This window comes from Paenibacillus oryzisoli (genome assembly GCF_001653565.1).
Taxonomy (GTDB): domain Bacteria; phylum Bacillota; class Bacilli; order Paenibacillales; family NBRC-103111; genus Paenibacillus_E; species Paenibacillus_E oryzisoli.
The window spans coordinates 19,149-44,616 of record NZ_LYPB01000038.1 but is presented as its reverse complement, the minus strand read 5'-3'; the positions used below and the strand labels follow the sequence as shown (position 1 = coordinate 44,616).

Annotated in this window: 23 protein-coding genes and 1 pseudogene; 8 read left to right on the top strand and 16 right to left on the bottom strand. The window is 49.2% G+C overall.

Translation table 11 applies throughout. The features are described 5' to 3' along the window. Nucleotides 1-71: 71 nt before the first annotated feature. Together A8708_RS01525 and A8708_RS01520 are read right to left on the bottom strand one after the other, a co-directional pair. On the bottom strand, nucleotides 72-620 hold the full coding sequence (locus A8708_RS01525; RefSeq protein WP_068661782.1) for a dihydrofolate reductase family protein: 549 nt from the start codon (nucleotides 618-620) through the stop codon (nucleotides 72-74). A gap of 63 nt (nucleotides 621-683) precedes the next feature. Next, complete coding sequence (locus A8708_RS01520; RefSeq protein WP_068661781.1) at nucleotides 684-1,010, bottom strand: EthD family reductase; 327 nt, start codon at nucleotides 1,008-1,010, stop codon at nucleotides 684-686. A gap of 186 nt (nucleotides 1,011-1,196) precedes the next feature. On the opposite strand from A8708_RS01520, the gene A8708_RS01515 reads away from it, so the two are divergent. Next, a complete protein-coding gene (locus A8708_RS01515) occupies nucleotides 1,197-1,529 on the top strand; it encodes a PadR family transcriptional regulator (protein WP_068661780.1) in 333 nt (110 codons plus the stop codon). Then, nucleotides 1,522-2,040: a DUF2812 domain-containing protein gene (locus tag A8708_RS01510; RefSeq protein ID WP_068661779.1), complete on the top strand. Its 519-nt coding sequence runs from the start codon at nucleotides 1,522-1,524 to the stop codon at nucleotides 2,038-2,040. Before A8708_RS01515 ends, A8708_RS01510 begins: the two co-directional genes overlap by 8 nt. Nucleotides 2,041-2,088: 48 nt before the next feature. Here A8708_RS01510 and A8708_RS01505 read toward each other — a convergent pair whose 3' ends face one another. The 6 genes from A8708_RS01505 to A8708_RS01480 form a co-directional block, all read right to left on the bottom strand. After that, on the bottom strand, nucleotides 2,089-2,595 hold the full coding sequence (locus A8708_RS01505; protein ID WP_068661778.1) for an ankyrin repeat domain-containing protein: 507 nt from the start codon (nucleotides 2,593-2,595) through the stop codon (nucleotides 2,089-2,091). A gap of 165 nt (nucleotides 2,596-2,760) precedes the next feature. Next, on the bottom strand, nucleotides 2,761-3,636 hold the full coding sequence (locus tag A8708_RS01500) for an aminoglycoside 6-adenylyltransferase (protein WP_068661777.1): 876 nt from the start codon (nucleotides 3,634-3,636) through the stop codon (nucleotides 2,761-2,763). A 93-nt stretch (nucleotides 3,637-3,729) separates the two neighbouring features. Continuing rightward, a complete protein-coding gene (locus A8708_RS01495) occupies nucleotides 3,730-5,439 on the bottom strand; it encodes a methyl-accepting chemotaxis protein (RefSeq protein ID WP_068661776.1) in 1,710 nt (569 codons plus the stop codon). Nucleotides 5,440-5,646: 207 nt separating this feature from the next. Beyond that, on the bottom strand, nucleotides 5,647-6,273 hold the full coding sequence (locus A8708_RS01490) for a LysE family translocator (protein WP_068661775.1): 627 nt from the start codon (nucleotides 6,271-6,273) through the stop codon (nucleotides 5,647-5,649). Nucleotides 6,274-6,275: 2 nt separating this feature from the next. Further along, entirely contained in the window at nucleotides 6,276-7,151 is an 876-nt protein-coding gene (gene aguB / locus A8708_RS01485) for an N-carbamoylputrescine amidase (protein WP_068661774.1), read from the bottom strand. A gap of 6 nt (nucleotides 7,152-7,157) precedes the next feature. Continuing rightward, nucleotides 7,158-8,195, bottom strand: a complete 1,038-nt coding sequence (locus A8708_RS01480; protein WP_068661773.1) for an agmatine deiminase family protein — start codon at nucleotides 8,193-8,195, stop codon at nucleotides 7,158-7,160. A 210-nt stretch (nucleotides 8,196-8,405) separates the two neighbouring features. Between A8708_RS01480 and A8708_RS01475 the strand changes: the two genes are divergently transcribed. After that, nucleotides 8,406-9,041 (top strand): FMN-dependent NADH-azoreductase, encoded by a 636-nt coding sequence (locus A8708_RS01475; protein ID WP_068661772.1) that lies wholly within the window; start codon nucleotides 8,406-8,408, stop codon nucleotides 9,039-9,041. Between the two features lie 402 nt (nucleotides 9,042-9,443). On the opposite strand, the gene A8708_RS01470 is transcribed toward A8708_RS01475, so the two are convergent. Continuing rightward, nucleotides 9,444-11,405, bottom strand: coding sequence for a beta/alpha barrel domain-containing protein (locus A8708_RS01470; protein WP_239696486.1), 1,962 nt, complete (start codon nucleotides 11,403-11,405; stop codon nucleotides 9,444-9,446). 318 nt (nucleotides 11,406-11,723) lie between these two features. Here A8708_RS01470 and hmpA point away from each other — a divergent pair, with 318 nt between their 5' ends. After that, nucleotides 11,724-12,941: an NO-inducible flavohemoprotein gene (hmpA, locus tag A8708_RS01465; RefSeq protein ID WP_068661770.1), complete on the top strand. Its 1,218-nt coding sequence runs from the start codon at nucleotides 11,724-11,726 to the stop codon at nucleotides 12,939-12,941. Nucleotides 12,942-13,895: 954 nt separating this feature from the next. Here hmpA and A8708_RS01460 read toward each other — a convergent pair. The 3 genes from A8708_RS01460 to A8708_RS01450 form a co-directional block, all read right to left on the bottom strand. Then, on the bottom strand, nucleotides 13,896-14,399 hold the full coding sequence (locus A8708_RS01460) for a Crp/Fnr family transcriptional regulator (protein ID WP_068661769.1): 504 nt from the start codon (nucleotides 14,397-14,399) through the stop codon (nucleotides 13,896-13,898). Between the two features lie 81 nt (nucleotides 14,400-14,480). Continuing rightward, on the bottom strand, nucleotides 14,481-14,990 hold the full coding sequence (locus A8708_RS01455; protein WP_068661768.1) for an HPP family protein: 510 nt from the start codon (nucleotides 14,988-14,990) through the stop codon (nucleotides 14,481-14,483). Between the two features lie 143 nt (nucleotides 14,991-15,133). After that, a complete protein-coding gene (locus A8708_RS01450) occupies nucleotides 15,134-16,309 on the bottom strand; it encodes an ROK family transcriptional regulator (RefSeq protein WP_068661767.1) in 1,176 nt (391 codons plus the stop codon). A 174-nt stretch (nucleotides 16,310-16,483) separates the two neighbouring features. Here A8708_RS01450 and xylA point away from each other — a divergent pair, with 174 nt between their 5' ends. Beyond that, nucleotides 16,484-17,803 carry a xylose isomerase gene (gene xylA / locus A8708_RS01445; RefSeq protein WP_068661766.1) on the top strand — a complete coding sequence of 440 codons (1,320 nt, stop codon included), beginning with the start codon at nucleotides 16,484-16,486 and terminating at the stop codon, nucleotides 17,801-17,803. A 729-nt stretch (nucleotides 17,804-18,532) separates the two neighbouring features. On the opposite strand, the gene A8708_RS01440 is transcribed toward xylA, so the two are convergent. From A8708_RS01440 to A8708_RS36945, 4 genes and pseudogenes are all read right to left on the bottom strand, one after another. After that, a complete protein-coding gene (locus A8708_RS01440) occupies nucleotides 18,533-19,243 on the bottom strand; it encodes an S-layer homology domain-containing protein (protein ID WP_204787448.1) in 711 nt (236 codons plus the stop codon). Nucleotides 19,244-19,266: 23 nt separating this feature from the next. Beyond that, the gene (locus A8708_RS01435; RefSeq protein WP_068661764.1) at nucleotides 19,267-19,914 is read right to left on the bottom strand and encodes a hypothetical protein; all 648 of its coding nucleotides are present in this window, start codon (nucleotides 19,912-19,914) and stop codon (nucleotides 19,267-19,269) included. A 160-nt stretch (nucleotides 19,915-20,074) separates the two neighbouring features. Then, nucleotides 20,075-20,383, bottom strand: a complete 309-nt coding sequence (locus A8708_RS36950) for a YiaA/YiaB family inner membrane protein (RefSeq protein ID WP_239696485.1) — start codon at nucleotides 20,381-20,383, stop codon at nucleotides 20,075-20,077. Then, nucleotides 20,360-20,497, bottom strand: a pseudogene (locus A8708_RS36945) (YiaA/YiaB family inner membrane protein); the annotation flags it as partial. The gene A8708_RS36950 and the pseudogene A8708_RS36945, both read right to left, overlap by 24 nt. 295 nt (nucleotides 20,498-20,792) lie before the next feature. Between A8708_RS36945 and A8708_RS01425 the strand changes: the two are divergent. The 3 genes from A8708_RS01425 (at nucleotide 20,793) to A8708_RS01410 (ending at nucleotide 25,318) form a co-directional block, all read left to right on the top strand. After that, nucleotides 20,793-21,374: a TetR/AcrR family transcriptional regulator gene (locus A8708_RS01425; RefSeq protein WP_068661763.1), complete on the top strand. Its 582-nt coding sequence runs from the start codon at nucleotides 20,793-20,795 to the stop codon at nucleotides 21,372-21,374. 46 nt (nucleotides 21,375-21,420) lie between these two features. After that, nucleotides 21,421-23,361 (top strand): alpha/beta fold hydrolase, encoded by a 1,941-nt coding sequence (locus A8708_RS01420; RefSeq protein WP_068661762.1) that lies wholly within the window; start codon nucleotides 21,421-21,423, stop codon nucleotides 23,359-23,361. Nucleotides 23,362-24,028: 667 nt separating this feature from the next. Beyond that, complete coding sequence (locus tag A8708_RS01410; protein ID WP_068661760.1) at nucleotides 24,029-25,318, top strand: glycoside hydrolase family 18 protein; 1,290 nt, start codon at nucleotides 24,029-24,031, stop codon at nucleotides 25,316-25,318. Nucleotides 25,319-25,468 lie beyond the last annotated feature (150 nt).

The following is a 25,468-nucleotide window of genomic DNA, read 5'->3' as shown; positions in this document are numbered from 1 at the left end:
TACAAAACAGGCTGCCCTGATGTCTGAGAAAATATAATTTCCTCGCACGGCAGCCTAAATTGGTTGATTCGCTAGCTCTTAGCTATCTGGTAGGTTACAGCCAGAACGCCGTTACTGTAGCCTTTGGAGCCGACTAACTTAAGGTTCAGCGGCTCCTCCATCCCCTCGAAAAGCCGCATACCAGATCCTGCTACAACCGGGCAAATGTTAAGGTTAAGTTCATCCAGCAAACCTTCACGCAGCAGCGATCTCACGAGTGTCGGGCTGCCTGGGACTTGAATATTCAGTCCTGGCTGCTGTTTGAGTTTCATGATTTCGTCGACAAAGTCACCTCTAAGCAGAGTTGCAGGCTGCCAGTCCAATGTGTCGAGCGATTGCGAGACCACATACTTCGGCGAGTTATTTAAGAATTTCGCCATCGGTACATCATTGGTCTGGTGCTGCCAAAAACCCGCCAAAAACTGATACGTCTGCGGCCCCAAGAGTACCGCATCTGCTTTCGCCACACCTTCAGCGATGCGTGCCATAATCTCCGCATTGCCCCATTTCTTAGGCGAGTTCTCTGGCGAGTCGATCACGCCATCAAGTGACATGAACAGTCCTGCTACGATTTTCCTCATCGTGTTTGCTCCTTCTATGGCTTCTCCAACGCATATACCCAAATAATACCATAAAGGGCTTCTTTATTCCCCTTGGAACGAAGCCACAACTTCCTCGATATAGATATCCTGCTCACCCCTATAATAGTTCGCAACATCATCCTTCAGTTCCTGAACTCTAGGATCGCTGATGAACGACTCCAAAGCTTCTTTGGTTTCAAAATACAAACTGAAGATAAACGAATACTTAGGAATCGTTCCATCAGCTGAGGACAGGACCTTCTTGACCTCATACTTCGCTGCCCCCATGTCAAACACCATTTTCTGCGCTAGTAAAGCAACATGGGTATTCAGATAATATGCTTCATCTAAGGGGATACCTTGTTTGTAGTGAAATGTTAATACGAACATGCAATCATCTCCTTATTGGGATATACGCTCATCATAAACGATGACATTAGTGGCAGTGTCAAATTGGAAATGCAATTGCCTATTGCACTCTATATCGCGCGGTGATATACTCACCTTATGATATATCACGACGTGATACAACGAGTTGTGATACAACATACCTTGATGTAAGAAGAAGGGGAATTTATGGATAGCGAAAAGCTCTACCGTCAGTATTTGCCGATGTCTGAAACGGCTTATTATATTCTGCTTTCTCTGACTGAAACTCGGCATGGTTATGGCATTATTCAGTGGGCTTCGGATCTCACGAAAGGACGCATTCATCTCGGTCCTGGGACGATTTATGGCAGCTTGTCTCGGATGGAGAAGGATCGATTGATTCAGGCTGTAGCGGAAGAAGATCGCCGTAAACTGTATCGTATTACCCCTTCTGGTAAAGAACTGCTTAAGCTGGAGATCGCCAGAATTACAGAACTTTACGAAAATGCGAAGAAAGTCGAGGGATCCCTATATGAATGAGACCAAGAAGGTATTCAAGTGGTGGGACAGTTCACAATCGGAGATAATTACTGCATGGTTGGAGGATATGGAGGCGCAAGGTTGGCATCTTCAACGTGTCAATTGGAATGGCTTGCGTTTTCACTTTGAGAAAGGTGCTCCCCGCAAGATGAGCTATTGTGTAGATTACCAAATGAAGGTTGATGCTAATTATGCAGGTATATTCGAGGATACAGGTTGGGATCAAATTTACAGCGGTGCAGGCTGGTATATCTGGAGACAGACGTATCAGGATACGAAACCTGAGATTTTCACAGACATCGACTCCATGATTGAACGGAATAAACGACTCATCGGCGTATTTACGGCGGTTACTGCCGCGCAAGTCCCTATTTGTTTGACAAATATAAACAATGCGAGCTTCTATCCCTTACTGATTCTCTATGCGCCAGTTCTAGTCTTACTGGGGATAAGTCTATACCGTTTAGTCGTTGCTAATAAAAGACTGCAAGCCAAAAAGGACATTCTCTAATTCGCTAACTCACTAGCTGAATGTCCTCTATTCGCTCTTCGTGACCTATTATCCCATAGCTCCATACTCACGCAACAAGCCAATTACCGCAGTATGCCCCTGCTCTTTGGCCAGATCGATGGCATAGACGCCATCCTCTAACTTCGCATGCACATCCGCTCCTTGGTGGATCAAAAGCTCAATGATCTGCGTACTATCTTCATGGAAGGCGGCCGCATGCAGACTTGTATGCCCATTGCTATCCATGATCGTCGGATTCGCCCGGTGAGCAAGCAGCAGTTGAATAACCTCTATGCTCCGCTCGCCAGCAATCGCCGCGTGAAGGGCTGTATTCGAAGGAATATAGCTAACTTTAGAATGGGATAAAGCGTTTACATCTGCTCCATTCTCCAAAAGCAGCTTGACCACTTGGCTCTGGCCGAAATGTGCTGCAAATCCCAGAAGGGTAAGGCCGTCACTGTTCTCAGCATTGGCAAGCGAAAGATCCGTGTCCAGCAACTCCTTGACTCGGTTTACATCGCCTGTGCGTGCTGCTGTAAATATATCGTTAATCATGTAAGGTTGGCCTCCTCTAGCTTATTTGCTATTCATTTCGGCAAACTCCTAGAAATTTCCTTTTCGCTCATAAAATAAAATATAGCATTGATGATTAACTGGATTTCCTCCATCTATTTCCGAAAAAAACTCCCCATTGGGGAGTTTAGCTGGATTTTCTACATCTCATCTTGCCTCATGCTTCTTCGGCCGATTCCTCACCTGGTGCAAATAGGCACGAACATTCCGTTCTTCCGCATGAACGTATGCGAAATCCAGATAAGCAGCAACCTCTTGCGCGGTTCTACTAAACATGTCCCCCATCTTAAAGAGTGCCTGCCAAATATGATCATAATCGGCGGCATTCGGATACGTCATCGTGAACGCTTGCCATTCCTCAGCACTCAGGTAGTCGGCCATGTACTTGCCACACTTGCCAGCACTCATCGTAAAATCAGTCCGCATGCCAATTTTCCATTCGAGCATCTGAATCAGGACATTGCGGTTGATCTGCTCGTACATAAACATGACATAGGTCAACTCTTCGCGCCAAAGCCCCTTCGCCATATTCAAGCAAATCCACCAAAATTCATTGCATGCTCCCTGAAATTGCTTCTCCGTTGGCCTGCGAATATGATAATCGCTATCGTTAGAGTCAGGAAGGGGACCGATCGTTCCATCCTTATCCATCAGCAACACGCTCAAACTGTCAGGCTTCATCAACTGCTGCCGCTGCGCCAAAGGGATTAATGTAAGGTCAATTCGATTCCCATCTTGAAATTGCATGAGATACACGAGTCGATCCGTAGGCTCCGCCATAGGATAGAACTCATTATCATCCGGCAACTGCATGATAAGCCGCTCGCCAAACCGATCAATCCAACAGGGCTCCGATCGGAAAGAAGCGGTTTCCTGTACGAAATAGACGATGTCATAATCCTGAAATTCATCCCGAGGCACATTCGGATTTGCCCGCGATCCATTCATCATCACAGCTCGAATTCGATCATCTTCCTGAGCTGTATCTAGGATGATGGCCATCATTTCTTGTTCGCTTCGCATAAAACAAGCAGCCCCCTTTGTTAAGACATGAGTATACGTCGGCGACACAACGCTCGTCCGGGATTCGCGCGACGTTGGGAGCACCGCCTACGATTATAGCTTGAACTTACCCACGGCTTGCTGCAGACGCAGTGACATGCTGTTCAAGTCGTTCGCAAATGCAGCGACTTCTTGCAGCGCTGCCAACTGCTGCTCAGCGCTCCCTGCTACATTCTGAGCAGCGAAGGCCGATTGCTGTGCGATGTTGGACGATTCAATTACCGAAGCTGTCACCTGTTCGGATCCTGCCGACATCTCTTCAGCAACGGCAGAAACGTCACGGATTTGATCCGCCACTAGATCAATTGCCCCCAGGATTAATTGAAAGGCCTCTCCTGCCTCATGAACAACGACAATCCCCGTATGCACTTCTCTGGTTCCCTCATTCATCGCCTCGACAGCTTCCTGCGTGCCCTCCTGGATTTGCTCTATCAACCCGATAATCTGATTAGCTGAGGCCCCTGATTGTTCCGCTAGTTTCCGAACTTCTCCGGCTACGACTGCAAAGCCGCGACCATGTTCGCCAGCACGTGCCGCTTCAATCGCGGCATTCAGTGCGAGCAGATTCGTCTGCGTGGCGATACTGGAAATGGCACTAACAATACTGCCAATTTCAATAGATTGCTGGTCGAGCTTCTGCACCATGGAGGCTGTCCGATCGACTGTAGCCCGTATGGATTCCATCTGGAGAATAACTTGTTGCAGGGATACGTTGCCATTTCTTGCTTTCTCAGAAGCATCCATAGAAACCTCGGACACGGAAGATGACGTTTCTGCGATCCGTTGTATCCCTATTGACATTTCCTCCATCGCTCGAGCGCTTTCAGTTGAAGTCAATCCTTGCGCTTCGGCCCCACGTGCTACGGCTTGGATAGAAGTCGCGATCTCATTCGAGGCTGCCGAGGTTTCTTCTGCACTTGCTGAAAGTTGTTTCGAGGAAACCGCTACATCCTGTGAGCTTGCATTCACTTCTCTAATGAGCTCTTGCAAATTCAGTATCATTTGACCAAAGCTATCCGTCAATTTGCCTACTTCATCCTTACTCCGACTCGTAATCGTGCGCGTTAAATCTCCCCCTGCAATGCTTTGAGCCGCATTCATTAGCACATTGATCGGTCCGATGATGAATCGGCTAAGCAATAATGCAATACCAATGCCAAGTAATATATCAACGATACAGGAAATAATGAGTGTACGTTTAACCGAAATAATTTCCTCGTCTAGATAGTTTGTCGATTCTATAGATTCTTGATTGAAGCTATTAATATATTGATCAGCCACAGTATAGATGACCTCTTTGAACTCGTCCGTCTGATCATCTGCCTTCTTATTTTCATCGCGGAGCTGCGTGGCCGTTAGTTTACTGCTTTTCTTATTAATGTCCATGACGGTATCGAATGATTTGATGAAACCTTCGCTGGCGTTTCGCAGACTTGCAGCCAACTCTTTCTCCTTCGGGCTATTCGATTTGAGAGCAATGAACTCCAGATATTCTCTGAATTTCGCTTCGTTTTCCTTGTATGCTGTAGCAGCTTCATCACTTTGATTAATAATGACATCGGCTTGATTACTATACAAGATTCCTACATAATTCTTGAGTTCGTAAGCTGCCTTTACCTCCACATTTCGCTCATTTTCCTGATCCAATGCAGTTTGAACGTCTGTAAGTTTCCAATAATTGTTCAAGGCGGCAATCGTAAATAATAAAATAACCAAGAGCATGCCAGATAGTAGCTTCGTTCTTAATGACCAGTTTCTAATCATGAAAAAACCTTCTTTCTCGTTCTGAAATCTAGCCACACGTGACGTGCTTCGTCTTATTGCCATGAATTCAAGAAAGTCCATTTCTCATCTATGCAATCATCTTAGAGGTATTCATTCGACAAATTTCACGGGCTCTTCTATGTATATCGACAAATGTTAATGAAAAAATAAGTTAGTTATGTCATATTCCATAACATACAAATAAGGCTACCCCCGAAGGAGTAGCCCCACCACTGCAAACAAACCAAATGCCGATAACATCGCACCCGAGATGCGATTAATCCATAGAAATGCCGTTCCTTTCAGACGTTCCCGCAATAAGCCAACGAACAAACTGAGCAACAACCACCATAGCGCCGAACCTGTGAACACGCCGATCACCAAGGTGATCGCAGGTGCGAAGCCTGCATCTGCGCTATCTCCAAGCCCAAGCCCCGCGAACGCACCGACGAATGACATAATCGTCATCGGATTCGTAATGGTGAGCAGCAGCGTCGAAAGATACGATTTGAACAGCGTGCCCCCTGTTGCTTTGGCAGCTTCAGCAGCTGGCTTCGAGCGGAAGGTCTGCACGCCTAAGTACACGAGAAACAGGCCGCCGACCAACTGCAGCATGACCTTTTGATCCAACAGGAAACTGGTAACCAATGTCAAGCCAAAGCCCGCGATGAAACCGTAGATGGCATCCGCCGTAGCTGCACCCAGCCCAGAGAGAAATCCATGCCATCGGCCAAGCGTCAGCGTCCTGCGCATGCATAAGATTCCGATAGGCCCAACTGGTGCTGCAATGGAGAATCCTAACAATAGGCCTTTAAGCAAGGGAATCAGCCACACGTTTAGAACACCTGCTCACCATCGTAAGTAGCGATTTTCTTGTAGAGATCCGGACGACGGTCGCGGAAAATGCCCCATTCAATCCGCTGAATTTCCAGCTGATCAAGATCAAACTCGGCAACGAGAACCGTTTCCTCGTCGCGTCCGGCTTCTTCAATCAGATTGCCCTGCGGGCCGGCAATGAATGACGAACCATAGAAGTTGATGCTGGAATCCTCATCTTCTTCCTTCCCGATCCGATTCGATGCGATAACCGGCATCAAGTTGCATGCCGCGTGACCGCGCATGCACATTTGCCAGTGATCCTTCGAATCAATGGAGCCATCTTGCGGCTCTGAGCCGATAGCTGTTGGGTAGAACAACAGTTCTGCCCCCATCAGTGCCATCACGCGAGCAGCTTCCGGGTACCACTGGTCCCAACATACGCCGACGCCGATTTTGGCGTAGCGTGTTTTCCATACCTTGAACCCCGTATCGCCTGGGTTAAAATAGAACTTCTCCTCATACCCCGGACCGTCGGGGATATGGCTTTTGCGGTACGTGCCGAGCACCGAGCCATCGGCATCGATGACAGCGAGCGAGTTGTAGCGCGCATAGTTCTTTTTCTCGTAGAAGGAGATTGGCAGCACGACGGCTAGTTCCTTCGCGATCTCACGGAAATGATTGATCGCTTTGTTCATCTCTAGCTCCGTTGCGTAGCGGTAGTAGTCGGATTTCTCTTTTTGGCAGAAGTACGGCGTCTCGAACAGCTCTTGAATCAGAATCACTTGCGCACCCTTCGCCGCGGCTTCACGCACTAATTTCTCCGCCTTGGCGATGTTTTCTTCTATGTTATCGGAACAGCTCATTTGTGTGGCTGCTACAGTCACTTTTCTCACGTGGAATCACCCTTTCTTACTGGCTGGCATTTGCTGTGTCGTGCAGTGAACATTGCCGCCTTCTTTAATGATGGACATGCCGTTAATTGTACGAATTCTACGCTCTGGGAACGCAGCCCCAAGCACTTCGATCGCCTTGCGATCCGTCTCTTCAGCCGTACCGCCGAACACCGGCAATATGATGCCGCCGTTCACGAAATAGAAGTTCAAGTAGCTCAGCGTCAAGCGCTGCTCTTCAAAGAAGGTAAGCGGTGGTTGTTCGATTTGAATAATCTCAAATGAACGACCTTTCGCATCTCTCGCGCTGCGGAGAATTTCCAAATTCTCCTGCGTAATTGCATAGTTGGCATCCGAAGTATCGTTGCAGACTTGCAGAATGATTTTGCCTGGAGCCGCAAAGCAAGCAATATTGTCCACGTGACCGTCCGTCTCGTCGCCGTCTAGCCCTTTGTTCAGCCAGATGATCTTCTCCACGTTCACGAAATCGCGAACATATCCTTCAATCTCCTCACGGCTAAGTTCCGGGTTGCGGTTCGTGTTAAGAAGACATTCTTCTGTAGTCAAAAGCGTACCTTCTCCATCCACGTGGATGGAACCGCCCTCCATGACGAGCGGAGCGTCAAAACGTTTCACACCATGGTACTCCGCAATTTGCGGGGCTACGTTATCATCGAGATCCCAAGGCGCGTACTTGCCGCCCCATGCATTGAACTTCCAGTTGACTGCTGCAATTTCTTGCTTCTCGTTCAACACGAAAGTTGGACCATTGTCGCGGAACCATGCGTCATTATGCTGGATCTCAAGGAAATCCACATTGGATTCTGTGAACATTGCTTTTACCCCAGCTGCGTCGGAAGGATTCACAATGACGGTAACGGGCTCAAATTCAGCAATCGCCTTCGCCAAATCCGCATAACCTTGAGAAACAACCGCGTGATCCTCCGGGTACACCATTGAATCTTGAACTGGCCAAGAAATAAAAGTCCGCTCGTGTTCTGTCCACTCTGCTGGCATGCTATAGTTTGCATCTTTAGGTTTTGTCATCGTTCGTCATCTCACTTTATCTCAATTTAGTAATCTTCCCATAAGAAAATTCAAATAAACATCGTCTCCCATCATAACTCAAAAGCCGCCAAGGCTCAATGTAAATAGGTTGTCCGCAACTTCTCCATTACCTGCCAGCATATTTTAAGTGCTTTTAATTCATATTAGAAGAGGATTTCATAGACTGCATACCCGAAAGGATGGATCACTTTGGCAACTGTTCTGCATATTACTGCGCACCCACATGATCATCAAACGTCTTACAGTATGGCTGTAGGTAAAGCTTTCATCGATGCCTATCGAGAAGCCAACCCCAATGACGAAGTGATCCCCATTGATTTGTATAATATCCAAGTGCCGCATATTGATGCTGACGTGTTCAGCGGTTGGGGCAAGCTGCGCAGTGGACAAGAATTCTCCTCCTTAACTAGCGAAGAAAGCGCCAAGGTAGGACGCATCAGTGAACTTACCGAGCAGTTCATTGCCGCAGACAAGTATGTATTCGTCACGCCGATGTGGAATTTCTCGTTCCCTCCTGTAATGAAAGCTTATCTGGATGCTCTTTGCGTCGCTGGCAAAACGTTCAAGTACACGGCAGAAGGTCCTGTTGGCTTACTTCCTGGCAAAAAGGCCCTGCATATCCAAGCGCGCGGCGGCGTGTATTCGGAAGGTCCTGCGGCCAACATGGAGTCTGGTCATCGGTATATCAGTATTATTATGGGCTTCTTCGGTATTACCGACATGCAGGGACTATTCGTAGAGGGGCATAACCAATTCCCTGATAAAGCGCAGCAAATTAAAGAGGATGCGATTGCGCGTGCGAAAGATTTGGCGAAGAGCTTCTGATGGGGTGGTCACCCTGTACCCACGGGGAGGACTTCTGAGAGAATAGGTCAAGTGATCGGTCAATAGCATGAATTAGTCCGAAAAAACCGAACTAAATTGACGATTTACCTCTTCTATACTAATTTAGTCAGGATTAGCCCAACTAAATGGCCCCATTCCACACCTGCATACGAAAAAAGGGCAAATAGTTCGGTAAAGTCGGACTATTTACCCTTTTTGATGCGGAACTTACATTTTAAGTGGGCAAAACCGAACTATTGCAAGCATCTGGTGATCTAGTGCTGCAAGTAGTATACATGGCCTCCTACCACTGTTGCTCACGTAGCTCTGAGTAGCTACAGCAAAAGATGCTAAAGATGCCATCCTAACCGGGTGGCATCTTTGCTTTGGTTGCCGACGGTTCTATTGAACTGTCGGCATTTTTTTGAGAGAGGACAAACCTACTAGATATGGATACGTTAAATATAATCCCGCTATGTAGAGAAGCACTGCTATGTAAACTGGGAGCAAATGCACAAAATCCGTGTAGCCAATATGTGCATGCACGTAAAGACCTGCAATGAAGCCTGGCAGCCCACCCCAGAGGAATGTCCACCATAACCAGCCTTCACCTTGATTCACTCCCCAGAGCGCCGAAGCGGTTATCGCCACGGCCAGTGAGAACAGCGCGCCGCCAAACCCCGCGCGATCATGAGCAATCAGCGGGATTATCGCATCACTCCAAGCAGACAACTGCGAAGAAGTAAGGTTTAGGTAGGTCAGATCACTTGGAACGAACACCTCCGTAATACCGACAAAGGATATCGTCAGTCCCCCAATTCCCAGACCAAACCCAAGTATGACGAAGCAGCACTGCCCCCACTGCGCTCTGAGCCACACTCGATCATTGTGGAGTCCTGGCGGCTTACGTGACGGATGATCAATCAAACCACGCAGTGTGAGCAGGAACATAGGGAGTAGAACAATCGCGGCTGCGGCATGGAACGGATCGAAATAACCGTAGCCAAGATAGAGAAAGAAGCTGGAAAAGCCGACGACACAAGAGGATATCACCGCTGTCCGGGCCCAATGCAGCCCATAACGTAAGCCGTGATGAGCGAGCTGATAATAGAAGATGCCAATCGAGATCATCGTCCCCGCCAAAGTAATGCGATCATGCGACATGAAATGAAGCAGATGGCTGTTGAAACGGCTAATTTCAGTGCGTGATCTCCCCAGAAAATCCTCATCATAAGGCAACAGTACTGTCGTTGCTGCGATAAACCAGGCGAGCACACCACCGATGATCATACTTAATCCCAGCAGGCTCATCCAACCCCAGTTCGCCCAGAATGGAGGGGTCGGCCGTGCGGATAAAGCTCCCGTGGAGGATAGCGATGACGGAATAGATACGGTAGGTGCTGTAGTTGCAACGGATGCGACAGATGCGGTAGTTGCGGTAGATACGGAAAAAGGGAAAGCTTCTTCAGAATTTGATTCTGCATCTGGCAAGGGCACTTCGTTATCGGAGATCGCAGGAGTCGAAATACGATCATACAGGATCGCTTCGTTGATCCGTTTCGGCAGCCCTGGCCCCGCGTAGACAAGCCCGCTGTGCAGAATCACGCTAGTCGCGCCTGCGGCTAGCAGCGCGAGCGCATCCTGCGGCTGATGCACGCCGCCGGCCGCCACAATCGCGCAGCGCTCGCCTAGCGACTCGCGCAGCAGCCGAACCCTGCTCAGCTGCGCGCTGAGCAACGCAGCCCCGCCGCCGACGCGCTCGCGGCGAGTGCCCGGCTCCCGCTGCGCGTCGCCGAGGACGACACCGCTGAAGCTCCGCGCGGTGTCCATGACTGCGTGCAGCTCACCCTCCGGGAGCTGCGGCGGCAATACCAACAGCACCGGCTTGCCCGGGGCAGCCGCCTCCGCCAGCTGGCGTACCTCCGTGAGGTACGCCAAAGCCTTGTCCAATGGCCAGCCTTCGGCGAGGCCATCGAGGGTGAACCCCGCCGCGTACGGCGCCAGCTTAGTGAGCAGCTCCCTCTGCTCACTAAGCGCTTCGCGCGGCGAGCTCCCCGGCATCGGTCGCAGCCGCACGAAGTGCGGCAGTCGATGCCCCGTGCCCTTGAGCAGGCGCGCGGCGATCGCGTCCGCGCCGTCGTTCTCGTAGCCATCGGGGTACACGATGGCTTCTTCTTCTGCCATGCGAGTAATCGATGCATGGCTTTGCACGGCTCGGACCGTTACAGGTCCGAGCTCGATGAACCCGAGCCCGAACTGGGCGAGGGCCTTGTGCGCGGTGCCGTGTGGGTCAAGCCCGCCGCTGAGCCCGACAGGGCAGGCAATCGGCACGCCTGCCAGCTCGCTTGCGAGCAGCGGCGACATTTCCATGTGACCCATGGTGCGGATCACAAAGGTACCCCCAGGAATGCGACTTAGCCCGCCTATCGCATAAAGCGTAAGATCTCTTGCCCTACGCCCGCTAAGGCGAAAAAGCAGCGGTTTAAACAACGTATGATACGACCAATCGGGCATAGGCCGCCTCCTCTTTTGGATGATATATCCAGTATAACGTGTATCTGCCTCTGTGCACATAGACACACTTTGTTCCGATTCCCTGTGATTCTAATCACAGGGGTGCCCTTCCTTTATTCGTTATACTAAGGGCATAAAGTCATTCTAATAGAAATGAGATGATCCCTCATGCTAAGCGAACAAACGATCCAAATCATTAAATCCACTGTGCCAGTCCTAGAAGTTCACGGTGTAGCGATAACCAAACGTTTCTACCAAAGACTATTTACAGCTCACCCAGAGCTATTGAATCTATTCAATCACGCTAATCAAAAACAAGGCAGACAACAAACCGCTCTCGCCAACGCCGTCTATGCAGCAGCCTTGCATATTGATCGATTAGAAATGATTTTGCCAGCTGTCAAACAAATTGCCCATAAGCATCGCAGTCTAGGTGTAAAACCAGAGCAATATCCCATCGTTGGAGAGCATTTGTTAGCCGCGATTAAAGAAGTCCTAGGTGATGCCGCGACAGATGAGATTCTCGGAGCTTGGGCTGAAGCCTACGGAGTCATCGCCAGTGCTTTCATTGGTATTGAGTCTGATATGTACACGAATTCGGCACTGCAACCAGGGGGATGGTCCGACTTCAGAGCATTCGTCATCGCTCGCAAAGATAGAGAAAGCGACGTCATCACCTCATTTTACCTAACGCCGCAGGATCAAGGCCCGATTGCAGCTTTTGAAGCTGGGCAGTATGTCAGTATCCGCGTTCAAATCCCAGGCGATGAGCACACGCACATTCGGCAGTATAGCCTTTCCCACACATCGGGTCAGCCGTTCTACCGGATATCAGTTAAACGCGAAGACACGAACCCCGCTGTCCCGGCAGGTAAGGTATCCGTCTATTTGCACAACGGGATCCAAGAAGGCGATGTCGTCTGGCTTTCCGCTCCAGCAGGTGACTTCACCCTTGATTCAACAGATACACGACCTGTTACACTGCTCAGCGGTGGTGTGGGCCTCACCCCCATGGTGAGTATGCTGCATGCACTTGTCACTACGCAGCCAGATCGTAAAGTTACTTTCATCCACGCTACTCAAAATGGCGAGCATCACGCACTCCGTGCAGAAGTCGAGCAACTTGCTAAGGAACACCCTCAGGTCACAGTTGCTTGGTGCTATGCTCAACCTACATCTGACGATCGAGGCGCGCAGGCCTTCCACAAAGAGGGCTATCTCGATTTGCCTTGGATCCAGAGCCTTGTGCCAACTACTGATGGCAGTTTTTACTTCTGCGGACCGTTACCGTTCATGAAAACAGTGAACCAATCGCTGATCGCCTGGGGCGTTCCGGAAGCAAATCGTCATTACGAATTCTTTGGACCTGCTGGCGCTCTTTCCTAAAAACATTCAGAGCTCATCCGCCATGGCATCCCACGCTGCAAGTTAGCGTAAGACATTTTATGTACGCGAGCACCTGATAGTATCCAAAAACGGCTCTGTTCGCATAATGCGACAGGGCCGTTTGGTTTAAGGACCGCGCGGCTAACTCTCATCGCAGGACGGGAGTCTAACTAACTGGAAAATATCCATCTAATTGAGCTCATTTCGAGCAAATATGATGATTAACTGGATTTTGTACAGGTATTTTCGCTACTTTTCGCAAGCTTGAGCTAAACCACTAAAATTAACTACAAATAATCCATCTATTCTAATTTTCGAGCTGAATTCCACTCATTTAACAGCAGAAAATCCATCTAATTTGTTAGAGGGGAGAGGCGGAACGCTCGGGGGATGGTTGGTGGGAGTAGTTGCGGAGTAGCTAAGGAGGAGTTGAGCAGTAGTTGCGGAGTAGTTGAGAGTAGCTAAGGAGTAGTTGAGGAGTAGTTGAGAGTAGCTATGGAGTTGGGGAGCTGTCGGGAAATAGTTAGAAGTAGTTGGAAGTAGCTATGGAGGAGTTGAGCAGGAGTTGAGCAGTAGTTGAGCAGTAGTTGAGTGTAGCTAGGGAGCAGGGGAGGAGCAGTTGAGAGTAGCTAGGGAGCAGGGGAGTTGCGGAGCAGGGGAGTTGCGGAGCAGGGGAGTTGCGGAGCAGGGGAGTTGCGGAGCAGGGGAGTTGCGGAGCTGTTGCGGAGCTGTTGCGCAGCTGTTGAGCAGCTGTTGAAACCCAATTGGGACCAGTTAGAGTGAAGCCTAGAGGAGTGCCTCCCCTTTGTGTAGGGATACACTTCATTTCATTTAGTGAAAAAGGAGCTGTCCGTTATGCTAGGGGTTTAGTTTCTTTTATGTAGAGGGGAAAACGCATCACAAATAGAAACTCTGCGCCCCTAAATTTCAGAAGGTTTTTCACTCACCTACTGCTCACGTTCTCCCTGTTTCACGCAACAACCGGTTCACGGTTTCACGACGAAGCCCGATGAACTGTCCTATTTCCTCTTGCGTAAGCACGTCGGTCAGCTTCAAGGTGCCGATATACTTCTGGAACCATGCCTCCATTTTCAGCAATTTTGCCGCTGGGGCAACGGCTGTCAGCTGGTCAATCCGCTGCTGCATCATGCGCAGCTTCTCCTGCAATTGACGCGCAATGGTGCGATAGTGTTCTGGATTGCTCTCCAAGTCCTCATACCACTGATTGGCTGGCAGTACCTCCACCTTACTCGTCACTAGCGCAATTGCTGTTGCATAGTAGGCACTTGGACTAATCAACGAATGATGCGGAATCGTCTCACCAGGCACAATGATATTGACGAGCGTCGTATTGCCGTCTTCATGCGAACGGACGATTTTCAACAACCCCTCATGCAGCCTGAATAGCGAGCCCGACTCACCTTGGCGGAATAAGATTTCTCCCTTGTGCAGTTTCATCTATGAGTCTCCTTTAATGAGCAAAAAAGCGACAGCACCTTCGGCTGATCGCTTTTTCATTTACACACGAATGCAGACGTGCTATAGCTCTTTCTTCATCGGTTCGACGAGCGGTGTCCGGATCAACTGTCGCACTTGCGTTAATTTGCCTGACAAGCTTACGTACCAATTCAACTGCTCCACTCTGCCAATAAGCCAAATAGAAATCAACAATCCTGTTAGCGATACGAAAACGGCAATCGGCAAGGCCCACATGGAAACCGGATGAGCGAAATAAGGAATGAATGAAACCGCCAAGATTGGCGCCGCATTCCATTTGAAAAACTGAATGAGTGTAATTGTCACTACGGCTGTCAGGAAAAAGGAAACAGCGCCTGTGCTAATGGTATAAAAAAGACTGCCCATCGTAACCGCAATAATGGCTCCGATAATAATGCGACGTATTTCTCTTATGTTGTCTACACGATGCATGAAAAGAAAACTAAATGCACCCAGCGTCGGGTAAAAGACCATCTTCAGTGATGGAAAGTGATAGGATGCCCAATAAGCTCCCATCAGATAACAGCAAATCACAAGCGAACGAAGAAACATCGTTGGTTCCCGTCCTTTTCTATGAGATTCATGAGGCCGCTCACGTTCTAAATCAGACCTCTCCCATTTTACAAAAAAGACAGAGAATCAGTCAACAACTTTACAAGCCATGTTATGTCATTTCTCCCACATTTGTAATGTGATTAGCTCCGATCCACCGACACCGTCGTCGATGCAAAGAACTTCGTCACCGCAAAAGACGCCGCCCCAAGCACAGTCGAACGATCCCCGAGTTCTGAAAATTCCACCTTCAACTGCTTGCGCGGATGCGGTAGCGAACGTTTCTTCAACAGTTCCAACAGCGGCTTCATCAGCCACTTCTCCCCACCAGCTAACCGTCCGCCAAGAATAATAAATTCCGGATTATACCCGTTAATGATGTTTACAACACCGACCCCAAGGTAGTAGCCCAGCCGTTCAAAAAGCTGAATGACCCCTGCGTCGCCACTCTCCGCTTTGGTTAATAAAGACTCCAGGTCAACTTCGTGTCCTAGCTCTCTCCCCGCTTGTTCCAATAAAGCATGCTCCGATGCGTAAAGCTCCCAACAGCCTAAGCTGCCACAGCGGCACTTCGGACCATCGTGCTGAATCGAGATGTGGCCGATCTCGCCGGAGAAACCGGTGGCGCCGCGGTACAGCTCGTTTTTGATAATAATGCCCGCACCGATCCCCATACCGATAGAGACATAAATCAGATTCGCCGTATCTTTGCCCGCGCCGAATTGCTTCTCACCAACTGCCCCAGCGTTCGCTTCATTATCTATCACAACAGGAAGTCCGAATTCCGCTTCTAGTTCGCTCTGCAACGACACATTTTCCCAGCCTAAATTCGGGGCGAACAACAAATTCCCTTCCTCATCCACGATGCCAGGCACCCCGAGGCCAATACCAATAACACCATACACACTCTGTGGCGCTGTTTCAATCAAGGCACGAATCGTCTCTTTGAGTAGGTTCGTAACCTGCTCTACCGATTCATTGTAATGTTGGATTCGCTTCTCGCGAATCACTTTCCCCGTCAAATCGGTAAGTACAGCCAGCATATCGTGCACGCCAAGATCCACGCCAATGGCATATCCCGCCGTTCCGTTGAATAGCAGCATCATCGGCTTGCGCCCGCCGCTCGATTCCCCAGCACCAATCTCCTGAGCAAGAGAGCTCTCGATAAGCTCGTTCACAAGACTGGACACCGTCGCTTTCGTAAGCCCTGTAATCTCAGCAATTTTAGCTCGAGAGATCGGCGAGTCCGTGCGGATATGATGCAAGACGATCGTTTTATTTATCTTTTTCACGAGGTTTAAGTCGCCTGTTTGTTTCATAATTATCCTCCATACCGCTTACAAATACCGCGAGTCATCACTATGGAAATGATTCTAACATAGAAGACTCCTTCACGCACCAACTAAGTTTGTTTAATGAATTTACAAACTTTCGGAATGATGCTATGATGACTTCATAAGCACTTATCATTCATTTATACGGAGGCTGAATTCATGAGCTACTTTGACAATGTACAACAAGTGAAATACGAGGGCCCAACATCCACGAACCCACTTTCCTTTAAATTTTACAACCCTGATCAAGTCATCCTAGGCAAAACAATGCGTGAACATATGCGTTTCGCAGTCGCTTACTGGCACTCGTTCTCCGCGAATGGCTCCGATCCATTCGGTGCAGGTACGAATATTCGTACATGGGACAAATACGACGGTCTGGATCTGGCCAAAGCTCGCGTTGACGCTTGCTTCGAGCTTCTACACATTCTAGATGTCGACTACTTCGCATTCCACGATCGCGATATCGCGCCGGAAGGCAGCACCCTGCAAGAAACCAATGCCTTCCTTGATGAAATCGTTGGCATAATCAAAGATAAAATGGCTTCCACTGGCAAAAAGCTGCTGTGGAACACAGCAAACATGTTCACCAACCCGCGCTTCGTTCACGGGGCTGCGACTACCAATAATGCAGAAGTTTTTGCTTATGCAGCAGCACAAGTGAAGAAAGCTTTGGACCACGCCAAAGAACTTGGCTCTGAAAACTACGTGTTCTGGGGCGGGCGCGAAGGTTATGAAACACTTTTGAACACGGATCTTGGTCTTGAACTCGACAACCTTGCTCGCTTCCTGCACATGGCCGTTGATTATGCCAAAGAAATCGGCTACACAGGACAATTCCTGATTGAGCCTAAACCGAAAGAGCCTTCCAAGCACCAATACGATTTCGATGCAGCGACAACGCTTTCATTCTTGCAAAAATACGACCTGCTTCCATACTTCAAATTAAATCTTGAAGCGAACCATGCAACGCTTGCTGGTCACACGTTCGAGCACGAGCTTCGTGTAGCGCGCATTAACGGCATTCTTGGCTCCATCGATGCGAACCAAGGTGACTTGTTGCTAGGTTGGGATACAGATGAGTTCCCTACTGACCTGTACGCGACAACAATGGGGATGTACGAAATTCTTTTGAACGAAGGCGGAATCGGCAGCGGCGGTGTGAACTTCGACGCGAAAGTTCGCCGTACTTCTTTCGAAGCCATCGACGTTGTGTATGCACACATCGCTGGTATGGACGCATTCGCGCGCGGCTTGCAAGTTGCAGCTAAATTGATCGAAGATAAAGTATTCGATAACATCCTTGATACGCGCTACGGCTCCTTCAAGTCCGGCATCGGCGCTGACATCGTGTCCGGCAAAGCAGACTTCAAGTCGCTTGAAGCTTATGCGCTTGCGAACAACGGTCCGATCGTGAACCAATCCGGCCGTTTGGAATTGATCAAGGCGACTGTGAATCAATATTTGATTAATGCTTAATTTGTTCTACACCCAAAAATCCCGCTTCAGCCTTTGGCTGGGGCGGGATTTTTGAGTAAACCATTACTACTCATCACTACAACATACAAGAACAAGAACAAGAACAAGAACAAGAATAACATGAACAACATGAACAACATGAACAACATGAACAACATGAACAACATGAACAACATGAACAACATGAAGCTACTTTTTACACATATGTGCCTGACCCATCACTTTCTGCTAAAACTTCCACCACAGTAATCCATCCCTCCACCACCCCATCACATTTCCACTCTTGTTCATCGGCAGCTCAACCAGCACTGAAACAAATTAGAGTAACCGGCAAGCTGGAGATGCCGACGACTTAGATAGCCTTATCCACTAAGATCATCGACTAGATCGCACTTAGTATCCAAAAACTAACTAGCTGGATTTCATGTAGTTATTTCTGCTCTAAATGCCAATTTAATCGAAATAAATGGAAAATATGTAGTTAAAGTCGTCCTAATCGCATGAAACCCACAATACTGGCTTTTTTAACTGTAGTTTTTCCATCTAATCTTCTAAACTAGCAATTTAGAGGGATAATAACTGTAGTTTTTCCAGTTAAGTACCGCCGAAACGAGGGGAGATAAGCAAAAGCAACCAAGCAACCAAGCAACCAAGCAACCAAGCAACCAAGCAACCAAGCAACCAAGCAAAAATCCCGCCCAGCTTTTCAGCTAGGCGGGATTTTCTTGGTTATTTCAGTGCATCGCGGATCGCATCTTCGATCTGATCCATCGGATCGCTGCTCGGGGCCTTGTAAAGACCGCTAGCCACAGCGGCCTCGGCGCTCACGGCTTTGTCATCCTCGACCAGCTTCTGCAGCAGCGTGCGCGTGCTGCCCTTGAGCTTGGTCTGGATGGCGCGATACGCCACCGCGACCATCTCGTCGCGGCGAAAGACTGCGCCCTGCGCGATCAGCTGCGCCTCATCCGCGCTGAGCAAGCCGCTTGTCGCCGCAAGTTCGCTAGCCGACTGCGGCTCTGCCTCTGCATAGCCGAGCGCGCGCAGCGTCAGCGCCAAGAACTGCTCGCCGGTGATGCTCGCATCCGGCGCAAAGTACACGTCGGTGACACCGTGCACCAACGCTTTACTAAACGCGAAGCCCACGGACTTCGCGGCCCAGTGCGTCGCCGGCACATCCGTGAACGGCGAACTCAGCCCTTGCGCATTCGCGGCGGTGGTCTCCCAGCCGAACAGACGCAGCAGCATCGTGGCGCCTTGCGCCCGTGTTAGCGTCTGGTCGAGCTCGTAGCCGCGATCCGTGCCTTGAAACAGCTGCAGCTTGTTCAAGCTGTCGGCTTCAGCCGTGTGCTTTACCCCAGCATCCGCAGCCCAGGCTGTTGTAACGAGCAATGTGGATAAAAGCACAGTTCCGGCTGTGGTCATTGCCATTTTTTTAACCATAGATGCCTTGCCTAAGAATCCTCTCATCGCTGCACCGCCTGATTCGCACCTTTATGCCGAAGCGTGGAGAGGTCGATTACATAGGAAGTCTCCGTTAGCCTTTTGAAAAAATGATCCACAGAACCTACCAAATCCCATTTAAAGCTGATCGTAAAATCCATCGGATTAGCATAATCATCCCACTTGCGCGTCAGTCTGATCGTTTTCCAACCATCGGAGTAGTCTTTGACGACGCTTTTATCCGTTAGCTTTTTACCTGTCACGAACTCAGTACTCTGCCCTCTTGCTTGATTGTTCACATTATAAATAGGCCCTCCACCATTGGACAACCCTCGCGCAATATTCACCCCATCCGTAACGCTAATGAACTCTTCTGTAAAAGAATAGCCTGTCGGCATCGTCAACTTAACTACGCCATACAACACTTGCAATGGCTTAGCCGAGTCATTATAAACCGCCTCGTACACTGACTTGGACACCGTAGCTTTCTCTATCGTTGCTTGTGGATACGCGGTAAATTCGGCTGCATATAACACTTGAATATCCTGCATCTCATACGTGATACTACCAGGCTTCGTGACAGCTTGTTCAGCCCCTAACGCAGGAACTGTAAAGCCAAGACAACCTATTAGCACGAATACAGAGATTACTTTACTTATTTTCCTAATCATACCAAATCCCTCCCATTCCTAGATTACTAGATGATTGGGGGGTTGGCAATATATTCTATATGGGCTACCAAAACGAACAACACTACATTCAACCGTATTTATTGTGCAAACCTACCCTATTTTACATCGGACACGAAGTCACCTCTACGCTCATTTCAAACTACTCTTCCACCTTAAACTCACTTGCATGCACATGCTGCACAGGAGTTAAGGCATCCTCATCGTTATTGTCACGGACTGTTTTTTGAAGTACGAACGAGGACATCGTCAAGAACAAAGCCGTAACAGCGTAATACCCTTTAACAGAAAGCAATTGTTCCAGATTAATGATCCCAATGAACATCCCGAGCAAGGCCAGGGCAAATGAGCTCCACGCTAAGAAGGTAAAAGCCGATGTATTCCGTTTGCGGGATTCATACCCATCCTCCAGATTATCACGAATGACTTTCTGCAGTACGAATGCCGACATGGTAAGAAACAGGGCACACACCGCAAAATATCCCTTCACGCTGAGTGATTCTTCAAGTGTATATATCCCAATAAACATTGCTACGAAAGCCCCAATAAAGGATGCCCACGCCATAAAAGTAAACGCCGTTGTGTTTCGTTTCCGTTGATTCATCATTTTAAAATCCCCCTATCGTTGCCAAGCAACGTTATGAATGTCTTGCTCTTGATACTGAGTATATGGCACTCGTCGCTTTCTAAATAGTACTATTTTCCAATAGTACCTAGTCCTAAGACTAAGCCTATAACCGGTTCGCCCGCTGTAAGTGTGAAAAACATCGTTACAACACGACGTCCGCCTGCCACATCCTTCAGCTTACATCGCTTGGAACAATTTGACACCCTTAATTTAGTACTGTATAGTACTATTCATGACAAAAATAAAAAGAATAACCAACCGCGATGTTGTACTTCGGACCGCTAAGCATCTCTTTCTGACACAGGGTTATTTGGCGACGAGCATGGATGAAATTGTGGTCACCAGCAAGGTGTCCAAGACGAATATTTATTATTATTTCAAAAGCAAGGAAGAACTCTTAGCTGCGATTCTCGATGGACTTATTGAGGCCTATACACAGCAGATGCAAGAGATCGCAGCTCGGTCTGATTTAGGTGTACAGAACCGTTTTGAACTGTTCCTTCAAGGCATGGCAGGTCAGGCTAATAGTTTCTTAGCAGGCTGCCCCTTCCTCACGCTATATACACAGATGCCGCAGGAGGCGGGCGAACTTAGGGGGAAAGTAGGTTTGTTTTTCCAGGAGCAAATGCATCTCGTGGAAAATCTGCTCCTCGAAGGTGTGCAGAGCGGAGAGTTCTCTCCAACTCTTCCTACAAAAGCTATCGCTGGGCTTATCGTTTCAACACTCGAAGGCGCCCTCTTCCTGCAGCATGCGAATCAAGATCCCGCTTTGCTGGGTCAAACACTGACTACTTTAGCTCAATTGCTAAAGTAATTTTTTTACTCTTGATTAGTACTAATCAGTACTACAAATTCATAAGATGGGGGTTATTCATTTGGCACATATTTTTATAACTGGCGGCACAGGATTTATCGGAACTCATACGTTAGCGCAGCTTTCTCAAGAGGATCACATGGTGTCTGTGCTCGTGCGGTCAAGTTCGAGATGGGAGCAATTTTGCAAGGGGCAAGGTTGGTTAGGCAGCACTGATAGTAATAAAAGTCGCATCCACCCTGTCATAGGTGACTTAGGTATGCCAGGTCTTGGCTTAAGTGACGCTGACAGAGAAAGGGTTCTGACCGCAGATGTAATTATCCATGCTGGCGGACCCATGGATATTCGGATTAGCGAGGCGGAGGCGAAGAAAGTTTTCCTGCAGGCCGCAGAGGAAATGCTTCAATTGGCTGCAAATATTCAGCTGCGCGGGGGGTTACAGCATTTTATCCATGTGGTCGGGTTCAAAAGTCCTTGGACGGACGAAAACATCCACAATCCCGCTCCCGTCATCGCACATTTGGAACAAGGTCCTCCTTATGAGTTGATGAAGTGTCTGGCGGATTTACGCATTCGGGAAGGTGCTCAGACGCTGGAATTTCCTCTATCGATTGTTCATCCCAGTGTGGTCATTGGCAGCTCGCTGCATGGAGAAACGCCTCAAACTGGCGGCCTCGGCATTCTTGTTCGAGCTACAGCTCGCGGCCTGATGTCTGTCGTGCCTGGCGGTTCTACACATTGGTTGCCGCTGGTCCATGTCGATCATGTCGCCTCTTTCATCAACTTATTAACCAAAGAAGCTGCGCCGTCAACGCAAACCTACTATTTGTTGGATGATCCCGAGGGGAGTCCTTCCATGCACGAGTTAGTCACCCAAATCGCCAGAGAACTGCGTGTTCGTAAACCTCATGGTTCTATCTCGCCGAGGTGGCTCAGTAAGCTTTTAGGTACATCGCTAGGACAAAAGTTAGGTATCCCCAAGGAGTCTCTTGAATTCATTGTGAAGAAGAGTACTCCTTATTCACTAGATCCGAAAGATAGCTTGCTGCACCAACATATGCTTCCGAATAAGGTTCAGGAAGATATGCTTCCTGCAACGATGGCAGATCTAGATTTTCAACTCGTGCATGGCTATATGCCTACTGTGGGGTTTGTGCGAGGGAAGCGAGGGCCTTTGGCTAGTCTGGAGCGAAGCCGAACTGGGCGGCGTATCTCAGAAGACGAGGTGATGGGGAGCGACGCTGGACTACAATTGGAACGAAATCCTTCTGAGCAGCCTATGAACCCCCTCCTCTTTGTGCACGGCACACTCAGCGGAGCAGATTGCCTGCTTCCTCTCGCGGCGCAGTTTCCCGAGCATGACGTCTGCCTGGTCGATCTGCCAGGCTTCGGACGCTCCCCCTATCATCACGCCGACAACGTGATGGAGGGCCACGTCGCAGCGCTCGTCGCAGCGATCCGCGCCTTCGACAGCCCGGTCACGCTCGTGGGCCACTCGCTGGGCGGCCTCCTGGCCGCCCACGCCTACGCCCGCGTGCCGGAGCGGATCCACAGGCTGCATCTGCTGCAGCCTGCCCTGCACCCCGCCGCGCGCATGTACCGCAGCGCGCGCCTCAACCAGCTCGCGCTGCGCCGGCTGCGTGAGCAAGACCTGCGGAAGCAGCTGCTGGCGCAGCGCTGCTTCGTGGACATAAGTGACATACCGACTTCGTATGTCACTTATGTCCTGCAAGAGCTGCAGTCGCCGCGTGTGCGGAAGACGACTGCCGAGACCCTCTCTGCGCTGGCTCGCGCAGAGGTGTTACCTCCGCAGCAGCAGGCAGAGCTGCTGCAGGGGGCTGCGATCCTGTGGGGAACCCAGGATCGTGCCTTCCCTTGGGCGGCGGAGCTTCGCGCCGCCCGCGTGGTCGAGATCGAGGCAGCGCACCACTTCCCGATCTCGCATCCAGAGCTTACAGCCCAGCTGCTTCGGCAGCAAGGGCTGTAACCAAGCTCCCCCTCATCCACTGCATTCATCAGCCATGCAGTATGCCCTCTCCCTGTCAAAAGTGCAAAAAAGCACTTTTCAAACGTGTTCCTCCCTCATTATTGGAAATTGTTGCAAATAAGCATCAATTTAGAGTGATTTCAGGAAATTAACCTGTTTTCATTCGAAAAGGTTGCCTTTTTGCACTTATTCACTACTTTCGAGCACAAATGTGCAGAAAAGGTTGTATTTTTGCATTTTTGAGAAACGGAAGACGCAGAGGAAGAACGCGAGAAGAGGAACCGCATCCAATAAAGTGAGCAGTCCCGCCAACGCCAGCGATTTCCCCTCTGCCGATCCGCCACCTCGCTGCCTAACAGACCGCACTCCCCCTACGCGCGTCCGCAGGCGAGCCCTTTTTCTTTTTCTCCAAAGTTTCTCCCAAGACATTCACCTAACGCCTATCAGCGGAATAACATATGAGAAAACCTTTGACGGGGTCATTCCTGGGATGAGCGACCACGGTTAAGAGGTTAGTTTTATCGAAAAACAGGCTCGGATACAGTCATTTCCGACTCCCCATTTCCTGAGCCTCCCACTTTGGGTGTCTCATTTGTGCTATAGCGAATCTCAGCCACTGAGACTACCATGTAGGGCGGCTCGGTCATTTTTTAAGGAGGCATAACCTATGCAAATTCACGTTGTCCAGAAGGGGCAAACGTTATATCGTATTTCGCAAACCTACGGCGTATCGGTCGAAGAGGTCGCAGAGGCGAATGAGTTAACTCCCTCTCAATCGTTAGTCATCGGACAGGCATTAGTCATTCCGATTATAGGTTCCTACTATTGGGTGCAGCCTGGCGAGGGCCTGTATCGAATCGCACAAAAGCTCGGCATTGACCTAGACGTCCTTGCGTCTACCAATGGGCTTACGCTATATCAACCATTGCCGAGCGGTTTCCGCTTATATATCCCCCCTACCCCGCGCAAACAGGCCGAAGTCAATGCGTATATTGAACCTAGAGGGACAGATGTGTCACCTGTTCTCGTTCAAGCTGCACGCGAAGCCGCACCTCATTTGACCTACTTAGCTCCCTTCAGTTTCCGAATTAACCGTGATGGCACATTGGTACAGCCGCCACTTGACCATTTGCAAGACATCGCCAAACAGCATGGGGTCACCCTCATGATGGTGGTTACCAATCTCGAGAATGATCAATTCAGCGCAGAGCTTGGGCATGTCATTCTAACTGACGAAGCGGTTCAGAATCGTTTGCTCGATACGATCGAAACGACAGCGGATAAGCTTGGCTTCAAAGATATTCATTTTGACATTGAACATCTGCTGCCCGCGGATAGGGAGGCTTACAACAAATTCCTGCGCAAAGCGGTAGATCGCTTCCATCAGAAAGGCTATCTCGTATCCACAGCGCTCGCGCCCAAAACAAGTGCAACACAAGCTGGAGCTTGGTACGAAGCTCATGATTATAAAGCCCATGGCCAGATTGTCGATTTTGTCATCATTATGACCTATGAGTGGGGTTACAGCGGCGGTCCACCTATGGCCGTATCCCCGATTGGACCGGTTCGCAAAGTGTTGGAGTACGCACGCAGTGAAATGCCCTCTTCCAAAATCATGATGGGTCAGAATTTGTACGGTTACGACTGGACCCTGCCCTTTGTTCAAGGCGGTGCCTACGCCAAAGCGATTTCGCCGCAAGCAGCTATTGATCTGGCCCGCAAATATAATGCACAAATTTTATATGACTACACCGCGCAAGCACCGCATTTTAACTATTGGGATGATGCTGGTAAAGAGCATACCGTCTGGTTCGAGGACGCTCGCTCGATTCAAGCTAAATTTCAATTAATTGAAGAACTCGGACTTCGTGGTATCAGTTACTGGAAGCTTGGGCTCAAATTCCCGCAGAACTGGCTGCTGCTCCAAGATAATTTCAAAATTGTGAAACGCGGTTAACGCATTGAGCCCCCTCTCCGCAAGCGGGTGTAGATGGTGGGGTTTTCTATTTCGACATAATCAACAAAATCTCAACAAATTAAATCACCATTTCCCTTCATTTTTGGCGAGGAAATGCCGATGAAAATAGATATCTATTTTCAACAAGCA

Excerpts from the sequence above, each read along its gene's own strand:
- A8708_RS01460 (WP_068661769.1), bottom strand. The coding sequence starts at position 14,399 with ATGAAACTGCACAAGGGAGAAATCTTATTCCGCCAAGGTGAGTCGGGC.
- A8708_RS01420 (WP_068661762.1), top strand. The coding sequence starts at position 21,421 with ATGGGGGTTATTCATTTGGCACATATTTTTATAACTGGCGGCACAGGA.
- A8708_RS01515 (WP_068661780.1), top strand. The coding sequence starts at position 1,197 with ATGGATAGCGAAAAGCTCTACCGTCAGTATTTGCCGATGTCTGAAACG.
- A8708_RS01410 (WP_068661760.1), top strand. The coding sequence starts at position 24,029 with ATGCAAATTCACGTTGTCCAGAAGGGGCAAACGTTATATCGTATTTCG.
- A8708_RS01455 (WP_068661768.1), bottom strand. The coding sequence starts at position 14,990 with ATGTTTCTTCGTTCGCTTGTGATTTGCTGTTATCTGATGGGAGCTTAT.
- A8708_RS01470 (WP_239696486.1), bottom strand. The coding sequence starts at position 11,405 with ATGTCGCCGCTGCTCGCAAGCGAGCTGGCAGGCGTGCCGATTGCCTGC.
- A8708_RS01525 (WP_068661782.1), bottom strand. The coding sequence starts at position 620 with ATGAGGAAAATCGTAGCAGGACTGTTCATGTCACTTGATGGCGTGATC.
- hmpA (WP_068661770.1), top strand. The coding sequence starts at position 11,724 with ATGCTAAGCGAACAAACGATCCAAATCATTAAATCCACTGTGCCAGTC.
- A8708_RS01510 (WP_068661779.1), top strand. The coding sequence starts at position 1,522 with ATGAATGAGACCAAGAAGGTATTCAAGTGGTGGGACAGTTCACAATCG.
- A8708_RS01500 (WP_068661777.1), bottom strand. The coding sequence starts at position 3,636 with ATGCGAAGCGAACAAGAAATGATGGCCATCATCCTAGATACAGCTCAG.
- A8708_RS01505 (WP_068661778.1), bottom strand. The coding sequence starts at position 2,595 with ATGATTAACGATATATTTACAGCAGCACGCACAGGCGATGTAAACCGA.
- xylA (WP_068661766.1), top strand. The coding sequence starts at position 16,484 with ATGAGCTACTTTGACAATGTACAACAAGTGAAATACGAGGGCCCAACA.
- A8708_RS01480 (WP_068661773.1), bottom strand. The coding sequence starts at position 8,195 with ATGACAAAACCTAAAGATGCAAACTATAGCATGCCAGCAGAGTGGACA.
- A8708_RS01450 (WP_068661767.1), bottom strand. The coding sequence starts at position 16,309 with ATGAAACAAACAGGCGACTTAAACCTCGTGAAAAAGATAAATAAAACG.
- A8708_RS01495 (WP_068661776.1), bottom strand. The coding sequence starts at position 5,439 with ATGATTAGAAACTGGTCATTAAGAACGAAGCTACTATCTGGCATGCTC.
- A8708_RS01440 (WP_204787448.1), bottom strand. The coding sequence starts at position 19,243 with ATGGTTAAAAAAATGGCAATGACCACAGCCGGAACTGTGCTTTTATCC.
- A8708_RS01435 (WP_068661764.1), bottom strand. The coding sequence starts at position 19,914 with ATGATTAGGAAAATAAGTAAAGTAATCTCTGTATTCGTGCTAATAGGT.
- A8708_RS01425 (WP_068661763.1), top strand. The coding sequence starts at position 20,793 with ATGACAAAAATAAAAAGAATAACCAACCGCGATGTTGTACTTCGGACC.
- A8708_RS01520 (WP_068661781.1), bottom strand. The coding sequence starts at position 1,010 with ATGTTCGTATTAACATTTCACTACAAACAAGGTATCCCCTTAGATGAA.
- A8708_RS36950 (WP_239696485.1), bottom strand. The coding sequence starts at position 20,383 with ATGTCGGCATTCGTACTGCAGAAAGTCATTCGTGATAATCTGGAGGAT.